The sequence below is a fragment of the Aeromicrobium sp. P5_D10 genome (assembly GCF_054049535.1).
The window spans coordinates 54,484-68,068 of sequence record NZ_JBFUME010000006.1; the positions used below are offsets into that span (position 1 = coordinate 54,484).

The following is a 13,585-nucleotide window of genomic DNA, read 5'->3' on the forward strand; positions in this document are numbered from 1 at the left end:
ATCTGCGTCGGACCGAAAAGTGTCAGTAAGTCTCTTTTGACAACTCACTGGAATGTCGGCCCGAGTAGGCTGTCAGCGTGAATAATTCTCGGGTCACAATTCGCGATGTCGCGCGGGGTGCAGGGGTCTCAGTGACGACGGTTTCGCATGCCCTCAACGGCAAGGGAAAGGTCAGTGCCGCGACGATCACGCGGGTGCAGGCCACGGCTGAGCAGCTGGGCTATCGGCCCAGCGCGACAGCTCAGGCCTTGCGAAGCGGCCGCACCGGTGCGATCGCCCTGGTCGTGCCCCGGCAGAGTCAGGGGATGCCGGCCGAGATCCTGGGTCTCGACTATTACGTGCAGATCGCGGCTGCGGCGGCTTCAACGGCCTTCGTGCACAACAGGCCCCTGATTCTGCCGCCGGAACTCAAGACCGCGACGGATTGGGCGCGAGTCAATCCCGACGGGGTCTTGCTATGCGATCCGGTGGGCGGCGATCCGCTCATCGACGTGCTGGAAAGCATCGACGTGCCGGTCGTGACGATCGAACGAGACGGTGGGCGTCCCGATTGGACCTACTACGTCGCCGGCGACAATGTGTCGAACACCCGCCAGGTCCTCGATCACCTTCGCGATCAAGGAGCGCGGCGCATCGCCTTGGTAGCGACGGACTGGACCCGCGGTTGGTCGACCGACATCGACGCGACCTACGCCGACTGGTGCGATGCGCGCGGACAGGATCAGGTTCGCGTCGTCGTGCCGGTGCGGTTCGATCAACGCGATGCCTGGGAGGCGGCCGGAGTGCTGCTCGACGGTCCCGAACCACCAGACGCGTTCTATGCCCCCGCCGAGAGGTACAGCAGCGGCATCGCCAGGGCATGTCTGGAACGTGGGCTGCGAATACCCGATGACATCCTGCTCGTCTGCGGCAATGACGGACGTGAGGCCCGCGAGAGCACTCCCACAGTCACGGCGGTCGACCTACGTCCGACGGAGCAGACTGCGGCAGCGGTCGAACTGTTGATCGCTCGCATCCAGGGCCGCGAAGTCACGACTCCGGTTATCGTGCCGAGCAAGCTGCAGGTGCGGGCCAGCACGACTCGCTAGGGCGGTTGTGGATAACTTCGGTCGCTCGAAAAGTGAGTGTCTGAGGTGTGGGGCAGAGTGGTTTGTGCACCGGAATTGTAGGGATTTCGGGTTGTAGATTCCGCTTTGGAGGTTGCCCGTGTCGGCTGTTCTTGCTTCGTTGCCTGACCCGTTGTCGGGTGGGGTTGTGGCGATCGAGGATGGTTTGGATCGGATGCCGATCGCCGCGTGGGCGGGGTTGGAACCGGAGTTGGTGCGTGGTCTGGCTGAACGTCTGATGCGGGCTGAGGCGCGGGTCAAGGCGCACCAGTTGGCTGCGGCGCGGGCCTTGGAGGCGTCTGGTTTGGCGAAGAAGTCAGGTGCCACGTCGACGGGTGCGATGTTGGCCGGTTCTTTTGGTGGCGACCGACGTTCTGCTGAGGCGATGGTCAAACAGGGCCAAGCGCTCGAAGACGCACCGTCGACAGAAGAAGCCTTGGCGGATGGGCAGATCGGTGAGAAGCAGGCCGGGATCATTGCCGGTGCGATCGGCGATCTACCCGATGGCACCACTGAGGAGCAGAAGAAGGCGTGTGAAGAGGCGCTGATCGGTGATGCGTCGAAGTACAACCTCAAAGACTTGAAGTCGCGTTCCAAGCGGATCACTGACCGGTTCAAACCAGAGCCTGAGGTCGATAAGGACGAGAACGAGAACCTCGAGGCCCAGGAGAAGCGGGCCTGGAAGGCTTCGGAGTTTTGGATGAAACCCAACGGTGACGGCACCACCAGCGGTGGGTTCAAACTGCCCGATGCGCAGGCCGAATCAGGTTGATCTGGCTGCTGGTTTCGAGACGCTGCTCGTCCCGCCCCCACTCGCTACGCTCGCGGGAGGTGCCCCCAACAGCTCCTCAACCACCGCCAGGGACATGAACGGGTCCCTGAGGAGCGAGCGAAGCGAGCGTCTCGAAGGGCCGGACCCGGATGGGTGTGGGGTTTGCCGAACTCTGCTCCAGGTTGCCCGGCCATCTTCTGCCCGGGCGTAGTGGCCTGGGTGCGACGTTGATGGTGCGGCTCGACCTCGACACTCTGATTCGTGGGATCAAAGCTGCGACGTTGTCGACCGGAACTAGGATCTCAGCAGCCCAGGCGAGGCTGATGGCCTGTCAGTACGGGATCATTCCGCAAGTTTTCGGTGGCAAATCGCTGCCGTTGGATCATGGGCATGAACAACGGCTGTTCACCAAGGCTCAAAAACAGGCTCTGGCTGCCCGTGATCACGGGTGCACGTTCCCGGGATGCGATCGGCCACCGGAACAGACCGAAGGCCATCACTGGCGGATGGACTGGGCCAAAGGCGCCACCACCACCCTCGACGACGGGCTGCTCATCTGCCCCCACCACCACCGACTCATCCATTCCGAACCGTGGTCGATCAGACTCAGCACCGCCGGCCACATCGAATACCGGCCACCCGGATCAACGCTGTGGCAACGCAACCACCGCTGGCGACCCTGATTACGGGCTCGTCGGCTGGGTGAAGGTCTGCACGAGAGCAGGCCAGACGAGCCGATCCATCTCCTCGGCCGGATGCGTCTCAGGGTCGAGGAAGTGGTGCGTGACGGCGCCGCGGTGAATCGCTGTCATGGCATCGACCAACGTCGTGGCGTCGGCGGGACGGTCGACGCCTGCAGACCGGAAGGCGTCCTCGACCACCGCGACCATGGCGGTCCGCGAGGATCGCCGCAGATCCAGGTACGTGCGTGCGGCGTCGGGGTGACGCACGGCCCGCAGCATGTACTCCGTGGTCAGGATCCACCAGGTGCGATCACCGGCAGTCGTCGCGATCGCCGTGGCAACCGTCTCGATCGCACTGTCGACCGCGCCGCCGGCGGCAGAGGCCATCGGAGCAAGCGCAAGGCGGGTCAGTTCCAGCAGCTCGTCGCCTCGTTCGCGGTACATCTCGACGAACAGATCGTCGACGGTCTCGTACACGTCGTAGAACGTGCTGGCCGGTACACCGGCGCGTGCGCAGAGATGGTCGATCGTGGAGTCGCGCCAGCCGAACTCGGCGAACACCTCCGCCGCGACAGCCCTGAGGCGTCCGGGGGCGTCGGAGGTGGATTGCTGGACGGCAGATTTCGGCGAAGTCACGCGATCCACCTTGCCACCTCCGACCTGACGGACGGATTCAACCTCCCGAGTGGCCTCAACCCGATCGGTGAGCAGTCAACAGCAAGTACTCCCAGAGCATCGTGCCGTCTGGCCTGTGGTGACGCCGTCCGAGCTCGGCAAGGGCTTCATCGAGTTCGGCGACACGCTCCGGCTGGTCGGCGATCGCTCGGTAGACCGCGATTGTCGGCCCGTAGCGTTCCTTGAAGAAGTCGCGATATCCCTCCGGCGTGGCGAAGGCGTCGACCAAGAGGTTCTCGCGGTGAGCCCGCACATCGTGGACGCGGTCACCGAGCAGCTCACGCACATGCGTCTCATCGCCCCAACGAGGCGGTGGCGTTGCGCCGGGCGGCGGAGCCGGGGCAAAGGGCTTCATGGCGGCGAACATCTGGCCGATGAAGCCCTCAGGGGTCCACGAGATCAGGCCGATCCGGCCATCGGGGCGCACAACCCGCAGCATTTCGTCGGCACTGCGGTGATGGAAGGGCGCGAACATGATGCCGACACATGAGATGACGACGTCGAATTCGCCATCACGGTAGGGCAGGTCCTCGGCATCGGCGACCTCCCAGGTCAACTCGAGTCCTTGTGCCGTCGCCTCACGTTTTCCACACTCGAGAAGTTCGGGGGTCAGATCGCTGGCGGTGACCTCGGCGCCGGTACGGGCTGCCGGGATCGAGGCATTTCCGGAGCCGGCCGCGATGTCGAGTACCCGGTCATCAGCCGAGATGCCAGTCGCAGCCACGAGAGTCTCGCCGAGATCGGCGATGACATCGGTTGCGACAGAGGGATAGTTGCCCAGCGCCCACATCGCGCGGTGCCTGACTTTCAGATCGGGAGGGGCAGTTGCCTGTTCGTCCATGCTGACTCCTAGGTGATTGACGGGACGTCTCCAAAGTCGCTCGAAGACGGCAATCGCGCCAGTGCCAGATCTGTACTAGTCGCCCGATCGGGGGTGTACTGGGAGGTCAGGGAGGCCAACCCCAACGAACGCAGGGAGCCGACATGACGTCCTACGGCCAGTTCTGTCCGGTGGCCAAAGCCATGGAAGTCCTCGATGAGCGATGGACGCTGCTCGTGATCCGGGAGCTGCTGGCCGGAAGCACCCATTTCAACGAGCTGCGCCGAGGCAATCCGAGAATGTCGCCGGCTTTGCTGTCCAAGCGCCTCCGTACGCTGGAACGGGTCGGGGTCGTGACTCGCACGGGTGACGCGGCAGGACGTACGAGCTATCGGCTGACGCAGTGTGGGCAGGAGCTGCGTCCGATCGTGGAGTCCCTCGGTGCGTGGGGAGTGCGCTGGATCGGCGAACTCGGCACCGAGGATCTCGATCCCCACCTGCTGATGTGGGATATTCGCCGCACCGTGCCCGTCGGCACCTGGCCACCCGGGCGGACGGTCCTCGAGTTCAGCTTCGACGACATCGCGCCGCACGCCGCCCGGTGGTGGCTTTGCGTCAGCGACGCCGAGGCCGATGTCTGCGACTACGACCCGGGATTCGAGATCGCGGCAACGGTCTCGACCAGTCTCCGCACCATGATCGAGATCTGGCGCGGTGATCGCCGATGGATGACGGCCATGCAAAAAGGTCAAGTGGTGCTCACCGGTCCGCCGCAGGTGACCCGGAATATTCCGGTGTGGCTCGGGCAGATGGAGCTGGCCGCCATCGCTCGGCCGGCACGGAAACAGCGTTCCGGTGGCGCTGTCGCGGCGTCTGGGATTGGATGAGGCATGCGCGCGATCTGGAAGGGAAATATCAGCTTCGGCCTGGTGAGTGTGCCGGTCAAGGTATACAGCGCCACGGAGAGCCACGACGTCAAACTGCATCAGGTGCACGCTGCCGACGGCGGCCGAATCCACTATCAACGTCGCTGCGATGTGTGCAGCGAAGTGGTGGCATACGCCGATATCGACAAGGCATACGACGATGGTGAACGCACAGTCGTGCTCACCGAGGAGGATCTCGAGTCATTGCCGGCCGAGCGCAGTCACGAGATCGAGGTCGTCGAATTCGTCCCGGCCGACCAGATCGACGTGCTGCGTCTCGATCGCAGCTACTATCTCGAACCCGACGAGAAGGCGCTGAAGCCGTACACCTTGCTGCGTCGGGTCCTCGAGGACACCGACCGCACCGCGGTCGTCCGGTTCGCGCTCCGCCAAAAGACCCGGCTCGCCGCGATGCGGGTCCGCGACAATGTCTTGTTGTTGCAGACGCTGCTGTGGGACGACGAGGTGCGTGCTCCCTCGTTCGATGTGCTGGCGAACACACCGCGCATCAGCGCCAAGGAGCGTGACATGGCCGGACAGCTCGTCGACTCCCTTGCGACGGACTTCGACAGTGCCGCCTTCACCGATGAGTACCAAGAACAACTGCGTACCCTGATCGAAGCCAAATTGGAGAAGGGCGAAGACCTCGACACCGCAGCGACGTTTGGCAAAGCGCCCGACGACGAGGAGGCCGATGTCCTGGATCTCATGGAGGCGCTCAAGCGGAGTGTCGATCAGAAGGCCAAGAAGTCGGCGCCCAAGGCCAAGAAGACCGCGCGTAAGCGCGCTTGAGCCCAGGTGCGAACGTGGCGGGCAAAAGTGACTCGCAGACCGTGTCGGTCGAAGGTCATCGACTTCGGCTGACGCATCCGCACAAGGTGCTGTATCCCGCGACGGGGACGACGAAGGCCGATGTCTTGGCCTACTACATGCAGATCGCGCCGTTCATGTTGCCGCATGTGGCCGGGCGGATCGTCACCCGGAAACGCTGGGTCGACGGCGTCGGCACCCCGGACCGTCCCGGCGATGTGTTCTTCGAGAAGAATCTGCCGGACTCCGCCCCGAACTGGATCAGGCGGGTGCAGATCCAGCACAAGACCCACACCAACGTCTACCCGGTCTTCGCCGATGCGGCCGCTCTGGCGTGGGCCGGCCAGGTCGGCGCGTTGGAACTGCACGTGCCCCAGTGGCGGGTCAACCGGCAGGGCACGCAGCAGAATCCCGACCGTCTGGTGCTCGACCTGGATCCTGGGCCCGGAGCCGGTCTGCCCGAATGCGTGGAGGTGGCCAAACGGGCACGCGCGATGTTGCGAGAGCTCGACCTCACGGCATATCCGGTGACCAGCGGCAGCAAAGGTATCCACCTGTACGCGGGTCTGGACGGTACATACGACGCGGACTACATCAACAAGTTCGCCAAGCAGCTGGCGCAGGCGCTGGAGTCGGAGTTGCCTGATCTGGTCGTCTCGTCGATGAGCAAGAGCGTGAGAGGCGACAAGGTCCTGGTCGACTGGAGCCAGAACAATGCGAGCAAGACGACCGTCGCGCCGTATTCGCTGCGCGGGACGTTCGAACCGCGCGTGGCCACGCCGCGCACGTGGCGGGAGATGGATGACGATCTGCAACAACTGACTCTCGACCAGGTCATCGCGAGGATGAAGCGCCGTAAGGATCCCATGGCAGATCTGGCCGCCGAGAAGCCGGCAGATGACCGACTCGCGAGCTATCGTTCGATGCGCGATGCCAAGAAGACTCCCGAACCCGTGCCACAGCATCCGCCGGAAGCCACTGACGGCAACTCGTTCGTGATCCAGGAACACCATGCGCGACGACTTCATTGGGATTTCCGTCTGGAACGCGACGGCGTCTTGGTGTCGTGGGCGTTGCCGAAAGGGGTGCCGGAGGACCCGGCCAAGAATCACCTCGCGGTGCAGACCGAGGATCATCCGCTGGAATACGGAACGTTCGAGGGCACGATCCCCAAGGGCGAGTACGGCGGGGGAGAAGTCACGATCTGGGACGCGGGAACCTACGAACTGCACAAGTGGCGAGAAGGCAAGGAGGTCATCGCGACCCTGACGGGCCGTGCCGACGGCGGACTGGGAGGAAGCCGCAAATATGCCCTGATCCGCACCGGCGAGAACTGGCTGATCCACCGGATGAGGATCGAGGACGAGATCGAGACGATCAAGCGGCCGATGAAGGACGTCTTCATTAAACCCATGCTTGCGACGGTGGGCGAGCCGCGTGCGGTCAAGCGGGACGGCGACTGGGCGTACGAGATGAAGTGGGACGGTATCCGTGCGGTCGCGGTGATCGACGGCACCGATGTCGGGCTGTTCACCCGCAACGGCATCGACGTGACCGTGACATATCCCGAAGTGGTCGAAGCGCTCGCGGCCACGGGGTTGGAGGACACGGTCCTCGACGGCGAGATCGTCGCGTTCGAGAAGTCCGGCAGACCGAATTTCGGTCGACTCCAGCAACGGATGGGTCTGACCTCTCCTGCGGACGTCGCCAAGGCCCGTCGACGTGTCGCCACCCACTATCTGGCTTTCGACGTGCTGCGCTCACACGGCAAATCCCTGCTGTCAGCGGGGTACACCGACCGGCGTTCGGCCCTGCTCGCATTGGCACTCGACGACGGCAGCGTCCGTGTGCCGGAGGCTTTCGTCGGCACACTCGACGAGGCCGTGAGCGTCAGCCAGGATCTGGGCCTCGAGGGCGTCCTCGCGAAGCGATGCAACAGTCGGTACCAACCGGGGAAACGCTCGTCGTCCTGGATCAAGATCAAACATCAGCGGATGCAGGAGGTCGTCATCGGCGGCTGGCGTCCCGGAAACGGCGCGCGCGCCGATACGATCGGCTCCCTGCTCGTCGGCATCCCCGACGGATCCGGGCTGAGGTACGTCGGGAGGGTCGGCACCGGTTTCGACCAGCGCACGCTCGAACGGCTCAAGCGCGAACTCGAATCCTCGGGCCGCAAGACCAGCCCGTTCGACGATGTTCCGGCCGAGGTCGTCCGCGATGCCCGGTGGGTCACACCGCGTTTGGTCGGCGAAGTGACGTTCGCGGAGTGGACCGACAGCCAGATCCTCCGACAGCCGAGCTGGCGCGGCCTGCGGCCCGATAAATCACCCGACGACGTCACTCAGGAGTGAGCGCCCTCCGAGCGACGATGGCATGGAGCTCACCGAGCCGCTCCAGTTGATCCTTACCCTGGCTGACGAGCCGCTCGAGCTGTTCGCGGTCGAGTTCGGGCACCAGATCGCTGATCGTCAACAGTGCCTCCCACCCGGCCTGCTTGCCCGATACCGCAATGCGCAGTGCCTCGGTCTCGACCAGATCGGTCAACCGCGTGCGGTGCAGCAGGCTGCCGTTCGGCTTGAGCCGGGCGACCCGCTCGCCGATCCGGGCGGCCGTCGAGCGCACGAGGTTCTCGTCGACGTCGAGTGCCTGCATGATCTGTTGCAGCTGATCACGCTCCTCGATGACTTCGCGGCGGATATCTCTGAGTTCCTTGCCGATTTCGGGGTCTAGTTGTCCTTTCGCGCTCCGGGCGAACAGGTCGATCCCGGCTCGCGATCCGGCCAGATGTGTCTGCAGATAAGCGGCCAGCGCGGTCATATGTCGTCCTTCGTCGGTTGGTCGTGAGCGTTCGTCCCGTACCCGATCGCCGCCGTGATACACGTCCTAGTGCGCGGTTCGCGCGATCACATCGTCGACTACGGCCACCAGATCGAACTGCGAACCGGCCACGGCACGCTGCCGCGCCGCACCGGTGCCATCGCGCAACAGTCGCTCGACGCCCTCGCGGACCAGATCGAAATCGCCCGCGTCCCGCAGCGCCGGCTCGATCGACTGCATCAGCGTCGCGAGAGCCCTGGCGGCGGTCACGAGTTTTCCTGTCGTGGGATCAATCAGCTGTCCGTCGAGGCCATTGCGTCGCGCTTGCCAGCGGGCCGCGCGCAGGAGATCGACTCGCCACCTCGGAACCGGCGTAAGACGGCGCCACATCGCAGATTGTGTCTCGACGAGGCCACGGACGATCGCCGCCACCACGAGTGTGTCGTCGAGATCAGTGCAGACATCGGCGACCCGGATCTCGACGGTGGGATATGAACGTGCGAGCCGAGCATCGAAGTAGACCATGGCTTCGTCGATCGCGGCCCCTGATGCGACCAGATCCGCTACGGCGGCACGATATTCGAATGCTCCGCCGAACGGTTCGATCGGTCCGGCCGAGGGCCAGGTGTCCCACACTTGGGCTCGCCAGCTGGCATGACCCGTGTCGGTGCCCCGGAAGTACGGCGAGTTGGCCGACAGAGCGAGCACCAACGGCAACCACGCACGAAGCCGGTCGATGACGGCGACGCCTTCGTCGTCGTCACTGATCTCGACGTGGACGTGGGTGCCGCAGGCAATCGCGTCGCGACCGATCTCAGCGAACTCGGCCAACATCAGCCGGTACCGTTCCTTGGGAGTGACTTGTCCGTCGTGATCGGGCAGTACCGGAAGCGGTACCGCGGCGAGCCTCGCCCCGGCGGCGCGTGCGGAGGCGGCCGCGTCCGACCTGGCGCGGGCCAGATCGCGCCGCACGTCCTGCAGATCGACGTGGGGCTCCGATTGGGTTTCGACCTGTTCCAAGAAAAGCTCGTGCTCGGTGCTGCCACGGTGGTCGACGACGTCCTCGGAGGCGGGTCTGAGACGGCGAGTCAGAGGATCCAACAGGAGCATCTCCTCCTCAACCCCTACTTGGCGCATGCTCACTCGCGTGAGGTACCCCGCAGCACGTCGGTCAAGCACACATCGGTCATGCAGAGGGCACGGTCCAGTCGACGCGGGTGCCACCTGCGGGCACGGGCTCGATCTCGAACCGGCCCCCTCTGGCCTCGGCCCGCGAGCGCATATTGCGCAATCCGCTCAGACGCGGCGACTCGCCGGGTCCGATACCGTCATCGACGATGAGGATGCTGACCTGACCTCCTGCCGCTGAGACCGAGATGTCGACTGATGACGCCTTCGCGTGGCGCACGACATTCGACAACGCCTCGTTGACGACGGCGATCATGTCGTCGGCGACATCGGATTCGGCCATCAGGTCGACGGGGCCGTGGAAGGTGACTCGTGGACGTGACGTCAGCTGGTCCTGGAGTCGGTCGACGATCTCGAGGATGCGTGCCCTGACGCCCGTGCCGACCGATCCGACGTCTTGTTGGAGCGAGAAGATGCTCTGCCGGATCTGCGTTATCGCGCCGTCGATCTCAGCGATCTGCGCGGTCAGCAACTGGGGTGTCGTGTCGGGGTCGACGGTCGAGGTAGCGGCCTGCAAGGTGAGTGCCGTCGCGAAAAGCCGTTGGATCACGTGATCGTGCAGGTCGCGGGCGATACGGGTCCGGTCCTCCATCAACGCGATCTTGCGATGCGCGTCCCGCGCGTCGGCGCGGGCCAAGGAGACGCTGATGTGGCTGGCGAAGGACCGGCCCAGTTCGAGGTCACGTGCGCTGAAGGGATCCCGTTCGGGGCACCGGGCCACGCTCAGCATTCCGGCGGTCGAGCTGTTGAACGTGAACGGGATGACCATCGCGTGACGCAGGAGCGCCTCCTCGTCGAAGCTGTGGGCGTCCGGTTCTGCCGAGCCGGTGAAAATCATCGGCTCGCCCGAGCGCAGGGCCTGAGCTGTCACGGTGCCCTTGATCGGAAATGACGAGCCGATGACCGATTCGGCACCGATCCCCGCCGCGTGATCCACGCTGAGCGCGTCGCGGTCGAGTGTGACATGGGCGATCGTGACCAGATCTGCATCGGCAAGAGTGCGGACCTGCTCGACCAAGTGGTCGAGGTGGGGTTCGGTGTCGTCATTGACCAGTTGGCGGGCTGTGGCGGCCAGGGCGGTCGACCACCGTTCGCGGTACACCGCGTCCTCGAACAGCCGGGCATTCTCGATCGCGATGCCGGCGGTCGCGGCCAGCGCACTGGCCAATGCCTCGTCATCGGCCGAGAACGAACCGGAACGATGCTCGGTCAGGTAGAGATTGCCGAACAGCTCACCGCGTACCCGGATCGGCACGCCCAGAAAGCTGCTCATGGCCGGGTGGTTGCGGGGAAAGCCGATCGAACGATCGTCTTCGGAGATCGCGTCCCGTCGCACGGCATGTGGACCGTCGTTGAGGACGCCGAGCAGTCCTTTGCCTTGGGGCAGCAGGCCGATGTGCTGGGCGAGTCCGTCCTCGGTGCCGACATGGATGAACTGTTCGAGCCGGCGGTCGGGCCCCAGCACCCCCAGCGCACCGTATTTGGCATGCACCAGGTCGACCGCGATCTCGACGATCCGGCGAAGCACGGTCGGCAGATCGAGATTGCTGGTCAGATCGTTGGTGACCCGGATGAGTTCCCTGAGTCGGTCGTGTGAGGCCATGACCTCGTCGGCGCGGTCCACGAGCTGGGCCAAGAGTGATTCGAATGCGAGACGGGGACCCGCGGTCGAGGCATTGTCCTGCTGCTCCATCAGTCTCTTTCTGATCAACCCCCTCAGCGAGGATAGCGAGATCGAGGGTCGACGGTCCCGAAACCAACGATCTCGGCAGATGGCAGGGTAGGTCCGTGCGATCTGCCGAATACCTCGATCCGGGCCACACAGTTCTCGCTGTGCCGGTGCCGGAGCTCGACGCATATGTGCGGGCACGTACGCGGCATTACGATGCGGCCTATGAGGCAGCCGATCCGGAGTTCGGCCAAGCACACATCACCTTGCTCGGACCGTGGAGGCGTGCGCCGTCAGCAGCCGATATCGACCTGGTCTCCGACTTCGCCAGACGGGCCGAGCCATTCGAGTTCTCGTTGGCCGATGTGGCCGTCTTCCCCGACGGGATCATCCACCTGCTGACCGATCCCGAAGAACGGTTCGCGGCCATGACCGCTGAACTCGTCGAGCTGTTTCCGGACCATCAGCCGTATGAGGGCAGATCGCCCGATGTCGTGCCGCACCTGACACTCGATGCCGTCGGACCGGGAGTCGGCATCGACTCGGTCCGCGAATCTCTGACTGGGCTGGTGCCTGCGCGCTGCCGCGCCGAGGAGGTGCAGCTGCAATGGTGGCAGGCTGGTGCCTGTCATGTGCAGCGCTCGTGGCGGTTTGGGGTCCGGTCAGAGGAAGTCCGACCGGAGAAAGTCCGATCAGGGGAAGGCAGCAGTCGATGAGGACACTTGTGACCGGAGGCGTGCGCTCGGGCAAATCCCATCATGCCGAGCAGCTACTCGCCGACGTCGCCGCCGTCACGTATGTGGCTGCCGGTCCGACGGAGGCCGACGAGCCCGACCCCGACTGGGCGCTGCGTCTGGCCGGACATCGCGAACGTCGGCCTGAGACCTGGCGCACTGTGGAGTCGATCGACCTGGCCGAAGCTATCCATGCCACCGACGATGCGGTCCTCGTCGACTGTCTCGGCACCTGGTTGACCCGTCTGATCGATCAAGATGACCTGTGGGAAGCCCCGATGGACCATGTCTCGGACATGATCGGGACGGCCACCGTGCGCTTGGTCGAAGCGCTCGACCGCGCATCGCCGGTCGTGCTGGTCACCAACGAGGTAGGACTCGGGGTGGTTCCGTCCCACCGATCCGGCAGATTGTTCCGCGATCTGTTGGGCACCGTCAATCGGCAGGTCGCGGCGGCATGCGATGACGTGCACCTCGTGATCGCCGGCCGGGTCCTGGTGCTCTGAGGCCGCTACTCGGCTGCTTTGGGGGCCTCGCGATAGGCGGGAAGTTCGCCGGCATCGACGGCTTCGAGCAATTCGATCGCGGCAGCGGCGGCACGATCACGGACCGCTGTCGGATCGCACCAGTTGACCGATTTGATCTCCGTCGCCTGCAACGTCATCGAATCGGTGACCTGACTCTCGACGACCCCGAGATCGAACAAGAAGATGCAGGCATCGTCCCACCCGCGCCAGGCGGGGAGCCAGTTGACCGTGATGAGACCGCGCACCTCGACCGTGATGCCGAGTTCCTCCTGCAACTCGCGAACCAGCCCCAGGGCGGGGGGCTCACCGACCTCGACGACGCCGCCGGGCAGATCCCATTCCCGCTTGTAGGTCAGCTCGCAAAGCAGGACGCGTCCGTGCTCGTCTCGTAGCAGTCCCTGGCTGATGACCCGTTTGGTCGGCAGACCGGCATTGAGGATCGAGATGAACCCCTCGCGGCTGTTGGCAGGGGCGTCGCCGGCCAATCGCGCCATGAGCACCTGATCGGGGGAGCCGACCGGCATCCTCAACACGCCTTCACGTCGTAGTCCTCCGACTGAGGCCGCCCGGATGTCTGAGGTCTCGTCGACCGACAGGCGCACCTCGACACGTCCGACGCCCAGTTCCGCGAAGGCGTGATCGATCGCCAAGCGCAGGGCACGGGCGAGGACGAACGGCTGATCCAATCGTGAATTCCAGCGGATCGACGCTGTCGCGGAGTCTTCACGCCTCAGCGCCACGGTGCCCACCCGCTCGTCGGCGAGCACGATCGCGAAGCCGGTGAACTCATCTGAGCCTGATGTCGACTCGAGCGTGAGTTCGTCGTCGCGGAGGGTGACCGTCATGTTGTCAGGCTAT

General features: G+C 64.7%; 14 protein-coding genes. 8 read left to right on the forward strand and 6 right to left on the reverse strand.

What is annotated here, in order from left to right:
• Window positions 1-77: 77 nt before the first annotated feature.
• The 3 genes from ACXJKC_RS12840 (at window position 78) to ACXJKC_RS12850 (ending at window position 2,561) form a co-directional block, all read left to right on the forward strand.
• Window positions 78-1,088, forward strand: coding sequence for a LacI family DNA-binding transcriptional regulator (locus tag ACXJKC_RS12840; RefSeq protein WP_456697120.1), 1,011 nt, complete (start codon window positions 78-80; stop codon window positions 1,086-1,088).
• A 118-nt stretch (window positions 1,089-1,206) separates the two neighbouring features.
• A complete protein-coding gene (locus ACXJKC_RS12845) occupies window positions 1,207-1,878 on the forward strand; it encodes a DUF222 domain-containing protein (protein WP_456697121.1) in 672 nt (223 codons plus the stop codon).
• A 182-nt stretch (window positions 1,879-2,060) separates the two neighbouring features.
• A complete protein-coding gene (locus ACXJKC_RS12850; protein WP_456697122.1) occupies window positions 2,061-2,561 on the forward strand; it encodes a hypothetical protein in 501 nt (166 codons plus the stop codon).
• Here the strand turns inward: ACXJKC_RS12850 and ACXJKC_RS12855 are convergent, their stop codons facing one another.
• Both ACXJKC_RS12855 and ACXJKC_RS12860 read right to left on the reverse strand, forming a co-directional pair.
• Window positions 2,562-3,197 carry a TetR/AcrR family transcriptional regulator gene (locus ACXJKC_RS12855; RefSeq protein ID WP_456697123.1) on the reverse strand — a complete coding sequence of 212 codons (636 nt, stop codon included), beginning with the start codon at window positions 3,195-3,197 and terminating at the stop codon, window positions 2,562-2,564.
• Between the two features lie 55 nt (window positions 3,198-3,252).
• Window positions 3,253-4,077 carry a class I SAM-dependent methyltransferase gene (locus tag ACXJKC_RS12860; protein ID WP_456697124.1) on the reverse strand — a complete coding sequence of 275 codons (825 nt, stop codon included), beginning with the start codon at window positions 4,075-4,077 and terminating at the stop codon, window positions 3,253-3,255.
• A 143-nt stretch (window positions 4,078-4,220) separates the two neighbouring features.
• Here ACXJKC_RS12860 and ACXJKC_RS12865 point away from each other — a divergent pair, with 143 nt between their 5' ends.
• From ACXJKC_RS12865 to ACXJKC_RS12875, 3 genes are read left to right on the forward strand one after another with little or no spacing between them, the layout of a single operon-like run.
• Window positions 4,221-4,943, forward strand: coding sequence for a winged helix-turn-helix transcriptional regulator (locus ACXJKC_RS12865; protein ID WP_456697125.1), 723 nt, complete (start codon window positions 4,221-4,223; stop codon window positions 4,941-4,943).
• A 3-nt stretch (window positions 4,944-4,946) separates the two neighbouring features.
• The gene (gene ku / locus ACXJKC_RS12870) at window positions 4,947-5,774 is read left to right on the forward strand and encodes a non-homologous end joining protein Ku (RefSeq protein WP_456697126.1); all 828 of its coding nucleotides are present in this window, start codon (window positions 4,947-4,949) and stop codon (window positions 5,772-5,774) included.
• Window positions 5,775-5,788: 14 nt separating this feature from the next.
• Complete coding sequence (locus ACXJKC_RS12875; RefSeq protein WP_456697127.1) at window positions 5,789-8,143, forward strand: ATP-dependent DNA ligase; 2,355 nt, start codon at window positions 5,789-5,791, stop codon at window positions 8,141-8,143.
• On the opposite strand, the gene ACXJKC_RS12880 is transcribed toward ACXJKC_RS12875, so the two are convergent.
• The 3 genes from ACXJKC_RS12880 to ACXJKC_RS12890 form a co-directional block, all read right to left on the reverse strand.
• Window positions 8,130-8,609, reverse strand: coding sequence for a hypothetical protein (locus ACXJKC_RS12880; protein WP_456697128.1), 480 nt, complete (start codon window positions 8,607-8,609; stop codon window positions 8,130-8,132). The two genes, ACXJKC_RS12875 and ACXJKC_RS12880, sit on opposite strands and share 14 nt — an antisense overlap.
• Window positions 8,610-8,675: 66 nt before the next feature.
• A complete protein-coding gene (locus tag ACXJKC_RS12885) occupies window positions 8,676-9,746 on the reverse strand; it encodes a carboxylate-amine ligase (protein ID WP_456697129.1) in 1,071 nt (356 codons plus the stop codon).
• 49 nt (window positions 9,747-9,795) lie between these two features.
• Window positions 9,796-11,490, reverse strand: coding sequence for a GAF domain-containing protein (locus ACXJKC_RS12890; RefSeq protein WP_456697130.1), 1,695 nt, complete (start codon window positions 11,488-11,490; stop codon window positions 9,796-9,798).
• Window positions 11,491-11,585: 95 nt separating this feature from the next.
• Here ACXJKC_RS12890 and ACXJKC_RS12895 point away from each other — a divergent pair, with 95 nt between their 5' ends.
• Entirely contained in the window at window positions 11,586-12,182 is a 597-nt protein-coding gene (locus ACXJKC_RS12895; protein WP_456697131.1) for a 2'-5' RNA ligase family protein, read from the forward strand.
• Window positions 12,179-12,706 carry a bifunctional adenosylcobinamide kinase/adenosylcobinamide-phosphate guanylyltransferase gene (cobU, locus tag ACXJKC_RS12900; protein ID WP_456697132.1) on the forward strand — a complete coding sequence of 176 codons (528 nt, stop codon included), beginning with the start codon at window positions 12,179-12,181 and terminating at the stop codon, window positions 12,704-12,706. Before ACXJKC_RS12895 ends, cobU begins: the two co-directional genes overlap by 4 nt.
• A gap of 5 nt (window positions 12,707-12,711) precedes the next feature.
• Here the strand turns inward: cobU and ACXJKC_RS12905 are convergent, their stop codons facing one another.
• Window positions 12,712-13,572 carry an NUDIX hydrolase gene (locus ACXJKC_RS12905; protein ID WP_456697133.1) on the reverse strand — a complete coding sequence of 287 codons (861 nt, stop codon included), beginning with the start codon at window positions 13,570-13,572 and terminating at the stop codon, window positions 12,712-12,714.
• Window positions 13,573-13,585 lie beyond the last annotated feature (13 nt).